The organism is Shewanella sp. SG44-6, assembly GCF_014164185.1.
Lineage (GTDB): Bacteria > Pseudomonadota > Gammaproteobacteria > Enterobacterales > Shewanellaceae > Shewanella > Shewanella vesiculosa.
On the sequence record NZ_JACJER010000053.1, the window covers coordinates 1 to 21,831 of the forward strand.

A 21,831-nucleotide genomic window follows, 5' to 3' on the forward strand; every position below is an offset into this window, starting at 1 on the left:
AGAATTTTTACATGGCCCAGTGACATTAGTTGAAAAGAAATTAGCGATTGTTGATGTATGTATTAATGATGAGTCGTATGCCAGCCATGTAGAAATTCTGCACTACTAAATGCTTCAGCGTGTATTGAACAGACCTCTTTCATTTTTAATGCAATTTCTTTTGAAACTGCATAACCTAAGCCGCGACCAAGAACCACTAAGTTTTTAACGCCGTCCAATGACTCAGCAGTGAGTTGCGGTTCAGCATCAACTGCGGTTTGTAAAGCTTGGGGTAACGAGTTTACCGCTTGCGCTAATGATTCACTTTGAGTCCACTTAGCGGCAACTTGTAAAATAGCAGATAGAGTGGCTAGGTAGCTTTTTGTTGCAGCAACGGCTTTTTCTTCGCCTGCACGTAATGGCACAACAACATCAACAATGTCTTTAATAGGCGCTGACTCATCATTGACCAATGCCACACAAAATCCGCCGGCCGCTTTAGCCATTCTGGCTTGTGCAAGAATGTCAGGGCTTCGGCCAGACTGTGAAATCACGATGACTAATGCTCCCTCAAGTTGTAATGACTTACCGTATACGCTGGCAACAGAAGGAGCAGCAGCAAACGTAGGAACACCCGCTTCGATTTCAAATAAGTATTTAGCAAATACACCTGCATGATCAGAAGAACCACGACCTACAATCATGACAAATTTAGGCTTAAGTTCACGTAAGGTCTGACCCAATGTGTCAGTAATAGTCTGGTTGGCAATCAATTGCTCGGCAATTTTCTGAGGTGCGGTACGAGCTTCTTGTTCCATAACTGTAAGAATTGTCATAATAAACCTTGATAAAATAATGTTGAATTAACCAGTAACCTTGTAGGTATTGAGTTGACGTCAATTAACGTCAACAAACACTCTATTGATGATTTACATTAGCTATTGGTTGAGTTAAAAATTGCTTTTTGCCGAACAAATACGCCCCATATTCTGGTGGCGAAATAGAGGGTGAAATCTTGCTTGCTATCTCATTGTCTAACCAAGGTGTTAGTGGTTCTGCTAATCCACCAATAATAGAAAAACGACTTGGGTTAAGAACAAATAGTTTTCGAGCAAGCTCGCTTATGTAATTTGCTCCATCTTGTACAATAGCGATTGCAACAGCATCACCATCCTGTGCGCACATCAATACGATACGAGCTAGCTTTGCATAAGCGCTAGATGATTGACCGGCGAGCTGTTCAACAATATCGATGGCATTTTTAGCGTTAAAATAATTCAGTAAGCTCTCGGTCAGCTTGCTTGAACATGCAAAACCGTCCAGAGCAAGTAACACGTGCTCAACCGCTTTTAAACCAAGCCATGCACCACTGCCTTTGTCACCTAATGCAAATCCATGCCCGCCTAAAATAATACTTTGCTGACCAACATGCGCATAACCACATGAACCAGTACCAGTAATAATAACCGCACCATCTTCACCGTGATGAGCACCAATACAGGCTGTATGCAAGTCAGTCGTGAGATACATGGCTTTAAATGGATGTTGCCACTGAATAATTTGCTGATAAAACTGGCCAACATTAACTCCTGCTAAACCAATACCAGCGACTAACTGATGGCAAGTGTCAGGTGCAAAACCGGCATCGACTAAAGCCAACTGTGATGACTCAATCATTGATTGAAACGTTTGCTCTAAACCATGTAGTGGATTGGCTCGACCAGCCACTGCGGTGCCAAGTTGTTGACCGTCATCGGAGTAAATCGTGGCACGACATTTACTGCCACCGCCATCAATACCGATATAAAGTTGTTGTTCGTTAGGCTGTTTGTTACCCATGACTGTCCTCTTGGTATTCTGTTTAACGCTACTATTTTTGATAGTCATCAAGCCTGTTAATAAGTTAACGCCATGTTACACCAAAAATGACAACGCTGTCATTTAATTTTTAACAAAAAACACTAATAATCAACAAAAATGATATTTACATCATATTTAACAGGAGGTTGTATAACTAAATTGTCTGCTAAAATTAGGGGGTAACACGTCGCCAGCGCATATGATACTGACGACGCGGGTGTCTACTGGTTTAACAATTAGTCTACACGCAGAGTTCGGCCTTTTCGCTTGCCATTAGCGGCTACTGCTCTAACATCAACAGGGCGTTTTACCGCCACCGCTGAGGTATATACTTGCCAAGGCTTATCACCTTCCCGATATTCTATCTGTAAGCCAGGAAAAGCAATATTCGCACTTAATATGCCGTCGTTAATTACTGCACCAACGGTGGGAACACGATAATTAATACCTGCATTATCTAGCTTTGCCAGTTCTTTATTGCCTAGGTGGTTGGCGATTTTTTGCCATTGACGTGCTTGCTGTTGACGCATTGTAGTAGTGAAATGATCTGTTGTTTGGTTATACACAGCCCCTGCGTATTGGTATGGCACTTCCCATTCAGGTTTATACCATGCTCGCTCTGCTAACATTAATAGTCGCGGATAAATCATATACTCAACGGTTTGATCACTGCGTAACGTTTCACTCCATATTTGCCCTTGTATACCGTCAACAGTTTCACCAGCCTTCATTGGGCCAGCAGTTTGCTTGCCTGTATCGTCTAATTGAGGACGGTCATCGGCTTCAAAAGGTTGCCCTTCTATATCGAACCATTGTTCGGCATTAGCGGGTAAGTTACCTGGCATGAAGCTAAAAACATGATGGCTATTCAAGGCTCTAGTTCCCCAATAGTAACCATGTTCCTTTGGGTCTGCTTCATAGGGAAAATCAAAGTAAAGCACTTCAGGGTTGGACAATACCGTCGTCCAACCGTTATTAGCTTGTTGGTGAGCGCGTTGATAGCCTTTATGCGATACGAGATCCCAAATATTACTTTGAGAATGAGCAGGCATGCGGGCTGGATTCGTGTGGCTCATGCCATCACTCCAACCTGCTGGTTGAATACCTTTGTCGGCTAACATATTAGCGACACGTTCAATGAAATAAGCGCCAACATGATTGATATCAGTGACACCGTATTGGTTGCTCGCTATAAACGCTTGGCAAATAGGCGACTCAAGCCAAGCGCCTGCGGTTTCATCTGCACCGATATGATAGGTCTCTAACGGCTGCCCCGCTTGTTCATGTAACTTAGCGATTTCAGTAATCACTTTATCTATAAAACGGTAAGTTGACTCCATACAGACGTTTAATGTGTTGTCGTTGTAATACTGTACCGATGAATACTGTGTTGTATCGTTTGAGTCCGCTAATATGAACTCATTTGCCGCCTGTTTATCCGCTTTTGCCATCATATTTCGATAACGAACCTCCATCGATTTGATCGCTGCGCGTGAATGACCAGGCATGTCCATTGAAGGGATCACTTGAATTTGTCGAGCATTGGCGTACTTAATAATATCAATATAATCCTCTTTGCTATAGAAACCATTCACCTTAGTATCCGAAAAAGGCCCACTGCCTAGCTGTGGTAAAATACAACGAGTTTCAGACAAGTCGTGACAACGTTTACTACCAACATCGGTAAGTTCCGGTAAACCGTCAATTTCTAATCGCCATCCTTCATCATCGCCCATATGTAAATGCAGTTTGTTTAATTTATAAGCTGCCATTTGATCTAGCAAATCTAAAATAAACTGCTTACTGTGAAAATTACGAGACACATCAACGTGCATCCCTCGATAAACGTATCGAGGACTGTCTTTTATCTGCATAGGGTTAACGGTTAACGAGTCAATATTAAGTAATGAACTTAACGATGAAATACCATAGCTAAATCCACTAGCATTAGCGGCTTTAATGATCATATTTTGTTGATTAATAATTAACTCATGGCGATCTGTGCTTTGGTTATTGTCCTGAGATAATCGCTCGAATACTAACGGGACGCCTGCACTCGATTGCCTGACACCAATGCGCTCCAGGCGGGCTAATGCGGCTTGAATATCGTGCAGTTCAAGCTGCACATCGACCAGGTTTTGGCGACTAATATTAATACCTTGATGCAAGGATATCGCCTTGCCATTAGCAACAATAACTTGCGATTTGGGAGTCGGTAGTAATGAATCAACGCTTAAACTGGCATCGGCAGATACCGTATTATTTTGGGTAAACAGTATTTCCGGCTTAGCCCAGACTAATTTGTCTGTTGGGCTACGCTGATACTGTCTTTTAGCATCGGTAAATGCTTGAGCATAAGGTCGAACTTCCATATTGGTTTCAGGGTCTTGCTGTACACGAGTACTATTAATCACTTGCGGGGTCAGCTCTACACCTTGAGCATCGTTAGCCACAATATAGTAATTGGGCATGGCATCAGTTTCAGAGAGTTGCCACAATTCGCCACGAAAACGCAGTGTGTTGGCTTGTCCTGCATGAAAACCAGTAAAAGCGGCGGTCGGAGTTATTCGATGAAGATCACCTTTAATTTGCTCAATCGTAAACTCATCACTTAATACTGCTTGTACAGGTCGCATTTGGCTAAAGTAAATAGCCCAATCAGCTAGCAACATATCGTATGAACTGGTGAAATCAATCTCAGCAATAAAACAACGCTCAGTCGCTTTGGCACCTTCAGCACAGGCTTCGTCGGTTAAATTAGACACTAAGCGATATGTTACGCTCACGTCATCTGCAAATTTGGCTAAATCATCTTGACTCCAAGACTGCAAAGCCATTTTCGACATAGGCGCTGATGATTGTGGTGGTGTGCATGCGACTAAGTAGAAAGACATAATTATGGCACTAAACGTCCAAGTTGTTTTCATTGCGTCCTCGTTATCATGGAGAAGTACAGCTAATTTACCGTTATCGGTTTAGCTAACTGACATAATTTTTAGTGTCAGTTAGCCTTTATTTAATATCAGGTTACTTGCTTATTACCAGTAAAAAAGCTGGAACATAAATCGGTTAAGATATGCACCAGCCCATACTTTTTTCTTGGGAGAAAGTAAAAAGTATCTTAAGGGATAGTGATGATTCAACCTGAAGTGCCACTATCAAACATGAATGGGAGAGCTACTCCTCATCACGTTAAACTGTAACAACGTTACAACCGCCAATGACAACGCTGTCATACATAAGTTACCAATTTTAACCAATGAGATCCAGCTTTTTCACATTAGACGACAAAAACAAACACAATTATATTAATGACCATATATATCAATGCTTTAACAAAAAACCGGAGCGCCTTGATATACAAAATTCAACTTCGATTTATGACAAACATGCTTGTTACAAATAAGATAAGGCTCTGTACATCGTAAAATTCCCATAAACTCATAATCAAACTAAAGTTATCCCCCGCCGAATTTGTAGATTTGGCCTTTACTCCTGCTGAATATTATTTTTAACTAATGTTTTTGAATGTCGGTTAGTGTAGTTCGATAGGGGTTCATTATGCTCAGCGGCACAGATAAGACCAAAATGGCAAGTTTTATTGAGTTTTCTATTTTATGCAGCAGTTTTATTATTCATAACAGTACTCAAAAAATTATAATAAATGACTGTTACAACATTCAGTAAAGCCCATTATTAAGCAATACTATGTTAATGGTACTGCATTTTATCGCAGTCTAGTGACTGCTCAGTTATTTATTGGCATTAATGAATAGTGGCTATTTATCTGTTATTGAGGCGGAATGTTATACAAAGTAATCCATTGTAACTGCATGATAGTGAGTATGTGAGTATGTGAGTATGTGAGTATGTGCACCGTATCGTCAGTGATTTTAGAACCCGCAACAATGGTGGATATTGAGGTGTTTTTTTAATCCGTTAAGCTTAAGTAACTATTTCGTTTAGAATGATATTAACAGGCATTATCATGCTGACTTAACTAAGCATGTTATCTAAAAATGGCGCCATTTAGGCGCCATTTTTATAATCAGTTGACTAGCGGCCTAAGACTTCCATGCGCGCAAGTCGATTAACTTGATTTAACGAGCCGAGATGGCCATAAATAGGCCCTAAAATGCCACGTTTTTTTAGTTCTAAAAATGCCTCATCGGATAGCTGATTTAATTTTTGCTCGTCAATGAGATATAAGCCGTTAATATTACGTTTCTCGCCTGCAACATCTACGGTTAATGTTTGACTTACGAGTAATCCCTGCTCCGCTAAAAAGCCTAAAATGCCTCTTGTCGCTTGGTCTTGCTCATAATGGCTAATTAACTCTTGCTTACGAGCCTCTAAGAATGGGGTCTCTTTTTCCGATTCAAATAGCGCTTGGCCTTCAGTAGTGCTGACATCTTTAGACTGCTCACGAATACCAATCCACACTTTGTCTTTTACGTCTGGATTCAACACTAAGCCAAGCGGATAGTCACGGATTACGGCAGGAATATATAAGCCTAACCACTTACCGTCTTTTACACTTAGGTTTTGGCCGGGTTTAAGACCGAGCATTGCCACCGATTGAAACTCACCGGTGTCACTATTTTTAACAAATACAATGGGGTACTCTGTCGCAGCACGGCCAATTTCATGCAAGGTCACAGGCACAATATGTTGTTCTGCTATATGTGTGTAATCACTAGGAACTATTTTGAGATCACTGTGTTTAGCTGGGTCGAGTAGAGTAATTTGGTTGGACATCTTGGCTCCTTTGGGTGCGGCTCTGTGCAGGTAATCGCGACGATAGATAAAACGTTCACAGGTTGGTTATAACCTGTTTACAATAAATTAGTATTGAAACTACCAAGTTAACCAATTTTTACAAGCACGAATATAACGATTTTGCGCTTTAACTTACCACTTGCTTAAATATCCACCAGCAAATAGATTTGTCATCATATTTTCTGCAGACCATATTGATGTATTTTACTGAGTAACTCTCGGTGAGCAGGTAAATGTTGGCATAACTGTTCGCTGTGCCGCCGAATCCTTGCTGCATGCTGTTTAGCGAGCACTAATGAGGACTCAGACATTGTTTTCTTGTATGTCAAAAATTTCATGCCATACAATACATAGAGGTAATTTTCTACATTGAACACTTCAAACTTAGAAAATAGGTCTTCACTCAAGGGCACATACTCTTGCCATAACGCCAGTTTGTTACTTAATCCTGCCGGGATAGTCTGTGGGTCGCGATTATCTATCCAAAAATCTGAATCATGACGATCAGAAAGACAATAATGCATTTTGGCAAACTCAACGACCCGTTCCCATGCATACGACATAGTCTGATTAAATCGCTCGGATAAACTTTCACATTGGCTACTATCACTAGGAAAACGACTTGCCAAGTAACCTGCTGCAAAATCCGTTAGCATGATTGATGTTGCCTCTATGGGCTCTAAAAATCCTTGAGCCAAGCCTAAAGCGACACAGTTCTTAGCCCAAAACTGTTTACGGTAACCCACTTTCATTGGAATAGTGCGATACGAGTATTGATCTAATTGGCCACTGAGATACCGATTGAGCTTTTGTTCGGCTTGCTCATCATCGAGATGAGCACTTGAATACACTAACCCTACCCCACGGCGATTTGATAAAGCGATATCCCATATCCAACCAGCTTGATGAGCCGTTGCCTTAGTATAAGGGGGAATAATGGCATCAGGATCAGTTGGCACTTGCACAACAACGGCTTTGTTCACAAATAGCTCCTGAGATTTATCCACAAACGGAACCTTCAGTGCTTTTGCTAATAAGATTGAATCAAAACCACTGCAGTCGATATAAAAATCAAATTCCTGCTCTCCACATTTATCTAAAACCAATGATGCAATACTACCATCGAGGTGCAAACGGGTATCGATCACATTGGCTTTAACATGATTAACCGCAAATTTCTGTTTGGCATTTTCAGCTAACAACAAAGCAAACTTTGCTGCATTTAGATGATAAGCATAACCTTGTACGGCCTGATATTCTGGGGTTGTAATTAATTTAGGGGCAAGGTTTGCTTCGCAAACGTCAAATTGACTGGAGACTAACTGACTGTAAGCATCACTGGGATTTTGTAGCCATAACGAAGATAGATCATCTCCCATTGAACTCGGAGGGTCAAAAAGATGATGATAAAAATTATCTCTGCCATGACGATGACTATCAAGCCAATTTTGAAACTTAATCGACTGCTTAAATGTCACATCACAACGGGTAATAAACTCGGTTTCACTGATGCCAAAACTTTGTAATGTTTTACGGATCGTCGGTACGGTTCCTTCACCAACACCAATAGTTGGAATATCAGGGGACTCGATCAAAGTAATAGTAATATTTTGATTAAATAGCGCTTTTGCAAGATGATTGGCCGCCAACCATCCCGCAGTTCCACCACCAACAATCGCAACTGATTGAATTTTCATATCACCTCTTAATCCAATAAAAAGCCCGGCAAATGCAGGGCTTTTAGTATATGACTCAATTAATCTATTAGATTAGAAACGGAATGCGACACCCACTTTATAGCGAGCTTCACCTTCAAAGCTCCACACTGGGTAGTCTGCTTTAAACTCAGCAATCACTTCAGAGTCTAGTGGTGCAACACCTGTTTGGATGCTGTCTTCTTCGGTTAAGTTAACAGCTTCAAACGTTATATCCATCCAATCTGTCACGCTGTATGTTGTGCTTAAATCAAGTGTGCCATAGTCTTCATGTTGACGGTTACCATAGAAGCCAGGTAATTCACGCATCATGTATTCGCTGCGCCAGTTATAGGCCAAGCGGGCTGAAAATGCATCCATCTCATAGTAACCGACTAAGTTAACTGTATGCTTAGACGAATCAGAGAACACACCCACTTGATCAGGATAGTTTTCTGCAGGAGAACCTGCATCTGCATAAGTATAGTTAATAGAGTAACCTAAACCGTTTTCATATGAATCTTGAAGTTGCAATTCAAGACCTTCAATACGACCACCGGTAGCATTGTATTTTTCACTTACCGTCCAGCAGTCATATACACCGACTCCACAAGCACTTTGGCCTTGAGCAGCAAGGTCATTATCGTTAATACCGATTTGTTGGTTTAACTTTTGACGAGTTGAAATGAATGAACTTACATCTTTAATAAAGTAAGTTGCTGCAGCTAAACCTGAATCACTGAAATACCACTCTAAACTTAAGTCGGCTTGAGTTGCTTTAAATGGGTCTAATGAAACAGAACCACGGTTAAGCTTCTCGTTACCAGGAGTACCATCGTTTAAACCCGGTAATGTTGACGTAGCAAATAGCTCTGCATAGTTAGGACGAGACATTACCTGTGATGCAGAAGTACGTAAAATCAGATCTGGAGCTAAATCAAACGCGACGTTTAAGCTTGGTAACACATCACTGTAACTAGCAGAATCTGTTGATGTTGCATCAGCAAACTGACCTGTAGAACTGAGTGCATAGTAGTCAGATTCAATGTCGGTAGAGATATAACGTAAACCAAAGTTACCACGAATGCCTTCAGACTCGAAGTTAGCCATTGCATACACTGATAGGTTTTTCTCGTTCAATGTACCGTAACCAGACTTGTCACGAGTAAAACCGTTAATTGCCGCTTTAGCATCGTTAATCATGTTATCAAAGTTTGGCTTAGGCAAAGTAAAACCAGCACCCGAGCTCATTGTGCCGTCAAAATAATAAGAGGCATCATGAACGGCGATATCACCAACGATTGCTGCATCAGTTTGTTGAGTCACATCGTGGTCAGCATAACGAATACCTGTTTTGATTGACGAAATAGCCCCTAAATCTGTTGGCACTGTCACATCAAACTGGGCATAGGTTTCTTCGTCGGTATTAGGCTGTTTCTTTAATGCCCAACCCGCGCCAGATAATTGGCCATTGTAGTCTTCAGCACTAAAGTTTTTATTAGCAATATCGATGTCAATGATATTGCCCGTTGCATCATAGTGGCCAGCAAAATCTGAAGGCTTACCGATTGAGTTACCGTAGTTAGAGGTTAAACTGGTACCACCATCTGCCTTGGTATTACCGATACTACCTTCAATTTTGAAATTTTCATTATCATAAGCGAAATTGAAATCAAGGGTATCAGAAGTCATTTCAGCTTCTCGAGCCCAAGTTTGGTTCCAAGCGAAAGCATCCACACCAGTATGAGTAATATCTGTACACACACCCGCAGCGTTAGTTTGATTACAAGTGCTAACACCTTGCTGAGTTGGGAATAAGAAAATGGATGTGTTGGCATTATCAGCCTTTAGACTTAAACCTGTGTAGGTTAAGCCAAACTCTAATGCATCATTAGCACGGTATTGCGCGGCGACGTTTAACGCAGTGCGTTCACGGTCTTGTTGGAAGGTAGAAGGAACAATTTCACCCCAACCTAGCAAGGTTTCAATACCATTACGCTGATACTGGGTGTTCGCACCAGCACCAGAGATTAAGAAACCGAAGTTTTCGTTTTCATTTTTCCAGCTATATAGGCCAGATAATTCAGGATCAGTTTCTTCTGAAATCGTGCCATAGTCACCTTTGGCACTTAAAAATACTGTGTTTGACTCTAAGTCTAATGGCTTACGAGTCTTAACGATTACCGTGCCACCGATACCACCTTCAGGTAAATCAGCTTGCGAAGATTTATACACTTCGATACCACTGATCATTTGCGGTGGTAGTAACGAATAGTTAAAACTACGGTCAATGGCTTGCTGATCAAACCAACCAGTAGATGCAACTGAATGTCCGTTTAACAATGTGCTAGTCAATTGGCTCGAGGCACCACGAATAGACACCTGCTGACCTTGACCAAACTGGCGGTTTACTGCAACCCCAGGGATACGACCTAATGACTCACCGACATCGCCATCAGGAAACTTACCAATATCTTCTGCCGTTACTGAATCCACTACAGAATTAGCAAAACGTTTTTCGTTAATTGAAGCTTTCATGGAGGCACGCATCCCACGAACTTCAATTTTTTCAATGTTATCATCAACAGTAATTTCTTCTGCTGCAATAGCACCCACTGCCCCAAATCGGCATTGGTCTCTTGAATAATTAAATCTAACAGCTCATAAGTATATTGATAGCGTCGATCACTTTCTGAGACAGAGTGATTTATAACGAACTTGTCCGCTGAACAAGCATAAGGGAGATAAACTAGGTTACATAGACTTAGAAAAAGTAAATACACACACAAACGCAGTAAATTAAAATCCATATTAACTCTCTCGTTTTTAAAGCCAGTCCTATTTATTTCATGCAAATACTACGGTTAGACAATAGTGAATGTTAGCTTAATTACTCAACAATAGCAGGTGTAACGAAAACTTTTTAATTTTATGACGTTATGGGCGTTAAAGTTTGCAGCGTCTTCCAGGCGGCATGGTATTTAGCCATCCGCTCAAGATCTTTTGCATCAATAACCTTTAAACGTAAAATATTGATATTATCCTCAATATCAGCGATTTTAACTTTGACCGCCAATGGATTAGCGGTAACGCGATTGATAAATTGATGGTAACTTTCATCACCGCTCTTAGATAACAATTGCACTGCGTTTACTACATCTAATGGGATACCTTCTTCCAGGAGATACTCAGCAGTATAATCAGAATCTTCTATAACATCGTGAAGCAAGGCAACAGCCATTTCGTATTCAGTATCCATTTTGGCCATGACCCTAAGTGGATGAAGAATATATGCTTTCCCTGCCTTATCTTGTTTCCCCGAATAAGCTTGTAAAGCGATTGCTAATGATTTCTCAATGATGTTCATAATTTCTCTTTAGGGTTAATCATTTATCCTTAGAAGCACCAGATAATATCTGTTTATCTTTGGTAGCAAATCAACAGTAAATAACGTTGTTTATTTGATAATATTAACGTTGCACAACCAGCCACTCATGCCGTACGACCGTCACTTTAAATAATAGTCCAAGCCATTACTTAGTGGTTATATTTCGATGGTTCAAATCGATAATGCCTAGCCATGTCATAATCAAAAATCAATTTTAGGCGCAAAACCAATATAATGAACAATCATAGGATTACCGGTTGTAGCGTCAACCTGAGCGATAACCATATCAATATGAGGTAAATTCTTTGGCAATATCCAAGTAACAATATCGCCAACAGCATAAGCAGAATCATGAGCCCTAATGGTTAACGATTTACCATGCCTTTTAAAGAACGTCTGCAAATGAGCAGCACGTCGCTGGTGTATATTTCTATCTGGAGAATTGAGAGCCCAAAGTCTTTGAGAAGGATAAAGAGAAAAGTGTATGCCTATCTTGGTGCACTAGTTTGTTGTAAATCAGTACCAATTCCTTGGTAAACTCGAATAATCATATTTGTGCATACACAGATATTTTAGCTACATCACCATTGAGATAATGGTATTAAGATATAAGAACCGTCATACAAAATCTGCTGGGGTGTTCTATTAAGCAAACTCGAGACAATATCGTGATGAAAGTCTACTGCATGAATTACTGGACTAAAAAATAACATATAAAACAGTGCTGACTGTCTCATTAGCCATCCTTAGAATATAACATTCACCTATCTGCTAAACCCTGAAAACCTATACGACTAAGCCAGACCAAACATATTTACACTCACGTATACAGCAAGCTTTGTACCCGCTAACGGATCACTTCGATTTTAACGTCAAGAAGACCTGTAGATACATTGCCTATACTACTAAAAGCCGACTTAGAAAGATCAATGATGCGTCCTTTAACAAACGGACCACGATCATTGATTTTGACGGTAACACTTTTACCATTATTAATATTGGTGACTTTTACATTTGAACCGAATGGTAAATCTTTATGGGCTGCTGTTTTTTGATTGTGGCGATAGAGATCACCGCTAGCCGTTTTCTTATTTTGGTATCTATCTGCATAATGTGAGGCTTGGCCAGACTCAGTAAAACCGATCCAATTGCCACCAACATCAGCCGGCATCGAAGAACAGCCTGCCAACATAATGGAAAACGTTAAAAACTGAAATTTTCGTGAAATAGCGACCATGGTTTGTCTTTTTAGTGTGTTCACATAACGAGCCGACTAAATTACTCGTTTTCTTGTAATTTAATAATGTCAGAAACACTAACTGACTTTGAATAATGATTCAAATGAAACCGTTATTTTGATTACAGTCTGTTGATCTCTCAAAGTTGTTTTGGCAAAGAATCGTTGGCCCATAACCATAACAATGAGTGATAAAACTGAGACTTTTTGGTGGCGTTATGCCGTTAAAAAGCCGATAACGCAGTAAAAATGGCTAATAAAAAACACCTTGTCAGTGACCTAACAAGGTGTTTTATATCTGCAATCAACTAGTGTACTAACACCAGAGTGCCAGGGTTACTCTTTGTATTTTAAAGTACCATCGGCTTTGATTTCGTCATACCACACATTATGATGTTGTGAAGCCCAGTTCTCGTCACAATAGCCCGATAACATGCACTCCATTCCGCCCTCACTGAGTACGGTTCCCATCCAAATATGCACTATGGTAAATGCGATTAAGATCGTCGCACTAAGACCATGTATCAACAAAGCGAGCATCGACAGTTCACGCGGCAAATCCAGTGTCGGAAACACTAACATAATACCGCTTAGACTGATGCTTAGACCAAAAATAGCTAAGGTCCAAAACCACATTTTTTCACCCGCATTGGCAAAACCACTGTCTGGGTGTTTGCCTTTAAACGGACCAAAGTTAATGTAGCCGCCAACCACTAAAAACCATTTCAAATCATACATCTTGAAAAATTGTAGTGGCATCCATTTGATGATACATGCTAGCCAAGACACCATAAAAATGGGGCTAGACCAATCATGGGCAAATTTACTGAAGGCTATAACCCCTGCCCATATACCGTCTCCGACATATGGGGCTAAGAGATGTCGCCCAAGCATAATAATCACACCTGTTAGCATCATGGTTAGGCAAGATACTGCCATAATCCAATGTAACCAACGATCGGCTGTGCTCCAACGAAGTACCATTTTTCCTGAAAAGCCCTTACTTAATCTTGATGGACCATTGACTAAGTAAAACACTAAAAAGGCCCCAAAAACCCCCACTATGGCTAAGCCAAGTGCTGGTTTTAGGTAAGTATTTCGCAATATTTTGCCTTCATTACCCGATACATTAATCAGAACATCAGCATCAAGGCCTTTGTCTGTACTGTATCCGGGTTCGCCAGCTTTTACTGCGCGCCAGAGATCTGCATCACTGGTTTTAGACTTTGCTTGTTGCTGACTTGATTGTTCATCGGCGGCATAAACCGTCGATGTAACCAACCCCAATCCCATACACAGAACCAACAGAGCAAACATCCTGCGCAGTGATTTGTTTAACGTTAAAGTTAACATTGTCACTCCTTATATGACTGCGAAAATTATCGCAGCCATTGCTCTGGGTTAAACCATTTCACCTGTTTTAGGATTGTAGCCCCAAATCACATTTGGATTACCGCGTGCAGCCATACGTTGACGATAAATATCAGACACTATGCCTGCATCACCGGCCAACAGAGCTTTGGTTGAACAAAGCTCAGCACACATTGGTAATTTGCCTTCAGCAATACGGTTTGAGCCATATTTGAGACGCTCGGCTTCTGAATGATCTTCTTCTGGGCCACCAGCACAGAAAGTACACTTATCCATTTTACCGCGACTACCAAATGCAGTCTTTTTAGGGAACTGCGGCGCGCCAAATGGGCAAGCATAAAAGCAATAGCCACAACCGATACAAGTATCTTTGTTGTGGAGCACAATGCCGTCTTCGGTACGGTAGAAACAGTCGGCCGGACAAACAGCCATACATGGTGCATCGGTACAATGCATACATGCTACTGAGATTGACGCTTCTCCTGGTTCACCATCATTAAGCGTTACCACGCGGCGACGCTGAATACCCCACTCTAAAGCAGAGTCGTTTTCGTTTTTACATGCTGTGACGCAACCGTTACACTCGATGCAGCGTTTGGTGTCACACAGAAATTTCATGACTGCCATAATGGCTTATCTCCTCATCAAGTGTTTAGGCTTTGCTTATCTGACACAAGCTAGACTTGGTCTCTTGCATTTGCGTTACGACATCATAACCATAGGTCATTACGGTATTGGCAGATTCACCAATCACATAAGGCACTGTGCCTTCTGGGTAGTTTTTGACCAAACTCTTGCCTTCAAATACACCAGCAAAATGGTATGGCATAAAACATTCACCCGCAATAACACGCGGTGTCACCATAGCCTTAACAGTAATTTTGGCACCTTCTGGGCTATGAACAAACACGTCATCACCATCACGTAAACCGCGATCAGCAGCATCTGCTGGGTTGATCTCGATAAACATTTCTTGCTGCAGTTCTGCAAGCCATGGGTTTGAACGGGTTTCTTCACCACCACCTTCGTACTCAACCAAACGACCAGTAGTTAATGCCATTGGGAAATCAGTAGCAAAATCCTTGTCTTGAATCGTTTTATAAAGTGTTGGTAGACGCGCTACCATCCGATCTTCATAGGTTGGGTATTTAGCCACTAAGTCACGACGAGGCGTGTATAACGGTTCGCGATGTAATGGAATATCATCAGGGAAGTTCCATACGATACAACGCGCTTTAGCGTTACCGTAAGGAATACAACCATGCTTGATTGCCACACGCTGAATACCGCCAGAGATATCAGTTTTCCAGTTTTTACCTTCAGCTTTAACTTTTTCGTCTGCTGTTAGGTCATCCCACCAGCCAAGCTGTTTTAGCATGTCGGCAGTAAACTCTGGGTAACCATCTTGAATTTCAGAACCTTTTGAGAAAGAACCTTCCGCAAGAATATTATTGCCGTTATGTTCAACACCATAACGTGCACGGAAGTTACCACCACCATCTTTAACTTCACGTCCGGTGCGATACAAGATTTGAGTACCTGGATGTTTCTGCTCTGGTGTACCCCAACATGGCCAAGGTAAACCATAGGTTTCGCCTTTAGCTGGGCCGCCGGGTGCTTCCAGCGAGTTAACGTCAAAGGTGCCCCAATTTTCTTGGTGCATTTTCAAACGTTCAGGGCTTTGGCCTGTATAACCAATAGTCCACATACCTGTATTAAATTCACGGGTAATGTCTTCTATTAATGGCTCATCACCATTGACCTTGATGTGCTTACAGAATTGGTCCTCTACGCCCCATTTTTTAGCCAATTTATACATGATTGTATGATCAGGTAATGACTCAAATAATGGTTCAATAACTTGCGAACGCCACTGTAAAGAACGGTTAGAAGCCGAAACCGAACCATAGGTTTCAAACTGAGTTGCCGCAGGCAATAAATACACTCCATCTTGGCGCTCGTGCATTACTGCAGCCATAGTTGGAAATGGATCGACGACCACAATGGTATCCATTTTGTTTAGCGCTTCACGCACTTCACGACCACGGGTTTCAGTGTTAACTGACTGCCCCCAAAAGAACCCCAGACGAATATTGTCTTTTTGAGCAATCTTGGTTTTGTCTTCTAACACACCATCGTGCCAACGCGAACAAGGAATACCCGCTGATGTTTGAGGTGATTGACCTAAGTATTCACCTTGGTCAAAACGCTCGGTGATCCACTTAGGTTCCAGATCCCACACATTGGCCCAATGATCCCATGCACCAGAGGTTAAACCGTAATAACCTGGTAAGTTATCAAATAATAAACCAAAGTCAGTCGCACCCTGTACGTTATCGTGACCACGGAAAATGTTCGTTCCGCCGCCTTCGATACCCATGTTGCCAAGGGCAAGCTGTAAAATACAATATGCGCGAGTGTTAGCATTACCAATATGATGCTGAGTACCACCCATACACCACACGATAGTGCCTGGCTTAGTTTCTGCCATCATTTTCGCAACACGGTACATTTGAGCTTTTGGCACACCAGCAATATGTTCAACTTCTTCTGGAGTGTATTTTTTCACTTCTTCTTGAATACGTTCCATGCCGTATACACGTTGAGAAATGAACGAATCATCTTGCCAGCCATTTTCGAAAATGTGCCATAACAAACCATAAATAAATGGAATGTCGGTACCTGGACGAATATGGACATACTCATCAGACTTAGCTGCTGTTCGGGTAAAGCGTGGATCAACAACGATGATTTTGGCACCGCGTTCTTTACCAATCAAAATGTGTTGCATCGCCACAGGGTGAGCTTCACATGGGTTAGAACCAATAAACATCATGCATTTTGAATTGCGGATGTCGTTAAACGAGTTAGTTTGCGCACCGTAGCCCCAAGTGTTTGCAACACCGGCTACCGTGGTAGAGTGACAAATACGAGCTGAGTGATCGACATTGTTAGTGCCCCACATCGCTGCTAATTTGCGATACATATAAGATTGTTCATTGGAAAATTTAGCACTACCCATAAAGTAAACGGAATCAGGACCAGACTCTTGACGAATCGACTCCATTTTGTCGCCCACTTCATTAATAGCTTGTTCCCATGATAGACGTTTCCACTTACCGCCTTCTAACTTCATCGGATACTTTAAGCGTTTTTCACCATGACCATGCTCGCGCAATGCAGCGCCTTTGGCACAATGACCTCCTTGGTTAAATGGATGGTCGAACGCAGGCTCTTGCCCAGTCCATACCCCATTTTGAACTTCAGCATAAACACCACAACCTACTGAACAATGAGAACAAATTGTCCGTTTTATCTCGGTTGGAGCATCATGTGGGACATCTTTAGCTTCTGCTTTACGCATCATACCTGCGCCAAGCATTGAAGCCGCTGCAATACCACCCGTCGCCAAACTGGCAGACTTGAGGAATTGACGTCGGTTAAGACCTAGGCCTGGCTTTTCAGCTTTGGTGGCCGTGTCTGTTTTGCGGGTTAATCGCATCACACACTCTCCTTTGTTATTTGCTTAACGATGCATAATAATTACGAATATGCTCTGTTTCGCGATAGTTAGTGCCCGTAGGCTCTTCTGCAGACGGTTTAGTGACTTGGGCAAGTGCAGGTGCACTAACACTAGCCACAGCACCTGCCGCTGTGCCGAGCGCTAATGCTTTTAGCATTTGGCGGCGACCCATGTCGGAAGCTTGCTTTTTCATATTGTCTCCTTGTTGATAAAAAGATGAGGCAAAATAAGCCATCACCCGGTTTAGTTAATTTGTACAACGTCTTGTTCAAGCGGATCTAAGTCAGCACTACCTGGACAATTCACCGGAATATTTAAACTCAGTTGTTCAAATTCATTGGCCTCAGCGGTAAAAAACGCTTTAGCTAATTGTGCAACGCTTTGATAAAAATGAGCACTAGGCGTGTTGGCTAAGTTGTCACAAAAACGCATAATCCAACTACCAATATGACGTTGATAAAACGCTAATTGGCGATAACCTGGTGCTTCTAAAATTAAGCAGCCCATGACTTCACATAATGCCGCAACATGATCTTCTGGCTCTTTAACGTTTTCTTCACGTTCAAAGCCAAGTTGCATCAGGTCGCCGCGCAATGCAGCTAAGGGTTTATCCATTAACGAGCCGGTCATAAACCAACTACCGTATGGCATAATTTCGCCACTGCCTACACCCAAGAAAATAGCAAAGTATTCATCTTCTAAGGTGTTGGTATCACTGTTTGCTGCAGCGAGTTTTAACGCATTCCATGCTTGACTCATGGTATTGCCATCCTCGGCCTCTACCTCTAAATCGGCTAAGAACGCTAATAATTCAGCACTAGGTTGGCGGCGTAACAACGCTGCCAGTAACTGATATATATCGGCTCTTAACTGATCATTCTCACTTACTTGTCTTCCTGCTTCGGTCATAAGAGATCTCTTATTGCAATTGCTTTTCTGGATCGTCAAGGATGTCTTCAAACATGTCTTTTACTCGGCAGTCGCCACACATTTTCAAACGCTCAATATTGGCGCTAAACGCACTATGGGCGCCGACCATTTCTACCATTTTGTGTATCATTGATTGAGTTGCAAATTCACTACCACATCGAATACATTCAAATGCAGGTTCTTCTTTTAATACTTGAACGTGTTGTCTTGCTGACTGATTAAAATTAATTTGTGGTATTAAGCTAATCACGTTTTCGGGACAAGCGGCTTCACATAACCCACATTGCACACAATCTTGCTCAACAAACTTCAGTGCCGGAGCATCACCGCCATCCTTCAAAGCTTGGGTTGGGCATGTTGAGACACATGACAAACATAAGGTGCACTTGTCGCTGTTGATACTCACCATACCGTATGGAATATTCGCCATAACGAGCACATCATCAACGGCTGCGGCTTGACTATTGAGGTGGTCAATCGCTTGAAATATGATGCTGCGTTTTACATTAGTATTAGGTTCTGCTGCCGTTAACATCATCGGCATAATCACAGGCCAAGTTAAGCTGACCGCGAGTGCATCATCTAGCTGACTTAGATCTGACGGAGTAATTAAGCGGATCCGTTGAGGCTGGCCCATTTGGTCGAGAATACGATTAGCTAATGCAGACTCACCTTTGAGCATTTGCAGTAATGTCGGTGCTGTTGCTGGTGTTTGTAAGATCAAAATTTCACGGGCACCATTGGCTAATGCCGCTAACCAATGATCTATGCTCGCTACGGTTATTTCTTCCATTGCGACGGGTAACACATCACCGCTTAATTGCTCCGAAATCAATTCAGCGCCAGCTTCATTATCATGAAACAAGATAACCGGGGCGGTTTGGGCTTCTTCACGATAGCGGCTGATAAGCTTTTCAAGGTAAGTATGCAACGATGCTGGGGTCGGTAAATCATAGCTCAGTGCACCTGTTGGGCATGTATTGGTACAGCTGCCGGCTCCATGACAAAGGTAAGGATCAATTTCAATCTTATGCGCTATACTGCTAATTGCATCCGCAGGACAAAAATTTAAACAACGATTACAACCGTTTAGACCATGTTTGTCATGGGCACAAATATCACTATTAACCCGAACATAACGTGGTTTATCAAACTCTCCTATTAACTCTGGGATATTGGCAATAGCATCAGCGAGTAATGCAGAGTCTTGGCCAACATAAAAGTAACCTGGAGGAAGCATTTCTAGATTAATACAGGGACTGTGGCTTAAATCGAGCACGATATCAAAATGCGCTTGACGGATAGCAACCACGCTTAAATCTGTAATCCCAGTATCACCTTCAACTTTGACCTGAAACTGGCCTAGAAAACCTTTAACACTGGTCAATTTATTGTAGTAACTTTCGACATCAGCCGCCGCATTCATCACGGCTTCAAGATGGACTTCATCTTGGCTAGTGATCGCTTCATTGGCTAAAATTACTCGACTTGCCATAGTAGACAATTTGTCCGCCGCTAAACGTGCCAGATCTTCAGGCCCAATAATGAGCACATGCCCCTGGGTAGTATAACTAACGGTAGGCGGGATTAAATTTTGCAAAATCTGCGTCTTCGCCATCACCTGTTGTCGTGCTTGTTTCAGCTGTGGCTGGTTTTTTCTGATACTCATTGCGTTCCCAATTCTCGGTTTTTATACCTCATTAACAGTGATAGCTCAGTTCACTGTTCACGCTTATTGCTGATCGTATAACTAGTTGTAAATCTTTACATAACGGCTTTCATCTAGGTCACATCATCAGTGACTGCTGTTATTACGCTTTCGCCTCATCACTGGCGACAGCTTGCTTTATCAGGTCATCATTGTGACAAAGCGGTTGCTCTTGTGGCGATATCGCCGCGGTTTGTGGTTCATCCTCTGGCTTATCTGCATCCGTTGAAGCAATAGACTCCTCTTCGGAAATCGCTCTGGTTTGCTCAGAAAGTTCGGTTTCTGCCAAATCGGTTGGGGCTAAATCCGTTGGGGCAAGTTCTGTTGCAGATAAATCAGTCGATACGGCCTCTGGATCTAATTCAAGTTCTGGCGGTTCTTTTTTAATGACATAACGAAATACTTTACTGGCTAACTCAGCGGATACATCTGCTGACAATAGCGGTTGATTGGTATAATCCAGCGCATATTCGATAAGCCCATCAATGTGACCATATTGCGGCTGTTTCCATAAGGCTCTTAACGCTGCGGCTTTAGTGGTTGGATCAACACTTTTAGCCATAAAACGAGCAAAACTACCGCCGACTTCAATGGTACTGGGATCGGGTAACGGTTCAGACTCTGCCACCTCATCAGCATCTATCACGTTATTATCTTGGTCGACTTCCGCTGTTAGTATGTTGAAGTCATCAGGTTTTTCTCGTGCATGTTGCAATAATTCTTCTTGCTCAGCCTCTTCAGCAACCCGTTGACGTCTAATCTCCCAACGGTTAAGAAGACCTTTTGTGTTATCGCTCATTGGATTTTCCCGGAGTGATTTGCACTTGGACCTTCATTTTTACGACGATTAACATGCTTGCGTCGATGAGCACTGATCTCAACCTCGCCATGACGAGTGATAAATGCTTCTATCCAGCACGCAATTGCACTGGGCATAGGAATATTAAGCACGGGTGTATCAGATTCAAGGCAACCTGCACTGACATGTTGGTCGGCAGAGATCATTGCTGGCACCCAGGTACCGTCAATCAGTTCATCACAAACGATATAGAGCGTTGAATTATCCATATCGAGATTAATACGATAACTACCTCGTTGATCTTTATATAATTCAAGTGGTATTAAGACAGAGTTTTCAGGCTGCGGTTGTGTTGCAGGAACCATTTGGTCAAGTTCCCAGCGAACCGATGCCCAGCGCCCTACTTGGATTGGCACCTTTTTGAGTGAAACATACATCGGCCAAATCGTGTCGGTGTGTTGCATGGTAATGCTTACCTCTGACATGAAAGTGTGTATTGAAATACACTTGATTTGATTATTTATTAAAGTAAAAGCAAAAATAGTGCCAACTAAAAAGTAAAT

Annotated in this window: 16 protein-coding genes and 1 pseudogene; all 17 read right to left on the reverse strand. The window is 42.0% G+C overall.

Annotation, left to right across the window (positions count from 1 at the left end; translation table 11 throughout):
* Positions 1-83: 83 nt before the first annotated feature.
* Positions 84-815 (reverse strand): annotated as a pseudogene (locus tag H5185_RS11175) (SIS domain-containing protein); the annotation flags it as partial.
* Between the two features lie 82 nt (positions 816-897).
* Positions 898-1,818 carry an N-acetylglucosamine kinase gene (nagK, locus tag H5185_RS11180; protein WP_124017165.1) on the reverse strand — a complete coding sequence of 307 codons (921 nt, stop codon included), beginning with the start codon at positions 1,816-1,818 and terminating at the stop codon, positions 898-900.
* Between the two features lie 257 nt (positions 1,819-2,075).
* A complete protein-coding gene (locus tag H5185_RS11185; protein WP_182742109.1) occupies positions 2,076-4,766 on the reverse strand; it encodes a family 20 glycosylhydrolase in 2,691 nt (896 codons plus the stop codon).
* Positions 4,767-5,895: 1,129 nt separating this feature from the next.
* Complete coding sequence (locus H5185_RS11190) at positions 5,896-6,597, reverse strand: SapC family protein (RefSeq protein ID WP_182742110.1); 702 nt, start codon at positions 6,595-6,597, stop codon at positions 5,896-5,898.
* Between the two features lie 194 nt (positions 6,598-6,791).
* The gene (locus tag H5185_RS11195; RefSeq protein WP_182742111.1) at positions 6,792-8,315 is read right to left on the reverse strand and encodes a tryptophan halogenase family protein; all 1,524 of its coding nucleotides are present in this window, start codon (positions 8,313-8,315) and stop codon (positions 6,792-6,794) included.
* Positions 8,316-8,387: 72 nt separating this feature from the next.
* The gene (locus H5185_RS11200) at positions 8,388-10,928 is read right to left on the reverse strand and encodes a TonB-dependent receptor (protein WP_182742112.1); all 2,541 of its coding nucleotides are present in this window, start codon (positions 10,926-10,928) and stop codon (positions 8,388-8,390) included.
* 313 nt (positions 10,929-11,241) lie between these two features.
* A complete protein-coding gene (locus H5185_RS11205) occupies positions 11,242-11,679 on the reverse strand; it encodes a GTP pyrophosphokinase (protein WP_182742113.1) in 438 nt (145 codons plus the stop codon).
* Positions 11,680-11,901: 222 nt separating this feature from the next.
* A complete protein-coding gene (locus H5185_RS11210) occupies positions 11,902-12,192 on the reverse strand; it encodes a DUF1287 domain-containing protein (RefSeq protein WP_182742119.1) in 291 nt (96 codons plus the stop codon).
* Positions 12,193-12,547: 355 nt separating this feature from the next.
* A complete protein-coding gene (locus H5185_RS11215) occupies positions 12,548-12,937 on the reverse strand; it encodes a septal ring lytic transglycosylase RlpA family protein (RefSeq protein ID WP_124017790.1) in 390 nt (129 codons plus the stop codon).
* A 336-nt stretch (positions 12,938-13,273) separates the two neighbouring features.
* The gene (locus tag H5185_RS11220) at positions 13,274-14,290 is read right to left on the reverse strand and encodes a formate dehydrogenase subunit gamma (protein ID WP_124017766.1); all 1,017 of its coding nucleotides are present in this window, start codon (positions 14,288-14,290) and stop codon (positions 13,274-13,276) included.
* 48 nt (positions 14,291-14,338) lie between these two features.
* Positions 14,339-14,935: a formate dehydrogenase FDH3 subunit beta gene (gene fdh3B, locus H5185_RS11225; RefSeq protein WP_124017767.1), complete on the reverse strand. Its 597-nt coding sequence runs from the start codon at positions 14,933-14,935 to the stop codon at positions 14,339-14,341.
* A 25-nt stretch (positions 14,936-14,960) separates the two neighbouring features.
* Entirely contained in the window at positions 14,961-17,810 is a 2,850-nt protein-coding gene (locus H5185_RS11230) for a formate dehydrogenase subunit alpha (RefSeq protein WP_124017791.1), read from the reverse strand.
* 16 nt (positions 17,811-17,826) lie between these two features.
* Positions 17,827-18,024, reverse strand: a complete 198-nt coding sequence (locus H5185_RS11235; RefSeq protein WP_124017768.1) for a formate dehydrogenase — start codon at positions 18,022-18,024, stop codon at positions 17,827-17,829.
* A 50-nt stretch (positions 18,025-18,074) separates the two neighbouring features.
* Positions 18,075-18,740, reverse strand: a complete 666-nt coding sequence (locus H5185_RS11240; protein ID WP_182723744.1) for a molecular chaperone — start codon at positions 18,738-18,740, stop codon at positions 18,075-18,077.
* A 10-nt stretch (positions 18,741-18,750) separates the two neighbouring features.
* Positions 18,751-20,430, reverse strand: coding sequence for a 4Fe-4S binding protein (locus H5185_RS11245; RefSeq protein ID WP_124017770.1), 1,680 nt, complete (start codon positions 20,428-20,430; stop codon positions 18,751-18,753).
* Positions 20,431-20,572: 142 nt separating this feature from the next.
* Positions 20,573-21,268, reverse strand: coding sequence for a DUF3306 domain-containing protein (locus H5185_RS11250; RefSeq protein ID WP_182742114.1), 696 nt, complete (start codon positions 21,266-21,268; stop codon positions 20,573-20,575).
* Positions 21,265-21,732, reverse strand: coding sequence for a DUF3305 domain-containing protein (locus tag H5185_RS11255; protein WP_124017772.1), 468 nt, complete (start codon positions 21,730-21,732; stop codon positions 21,265-21,267). Before H5185_RS11255 ends, H5185_RS11250 begins: the two co-directional genes overlap by 4 nt.
* Positions 21,733-21,831 lie beyond the last annotated feature (99 nt).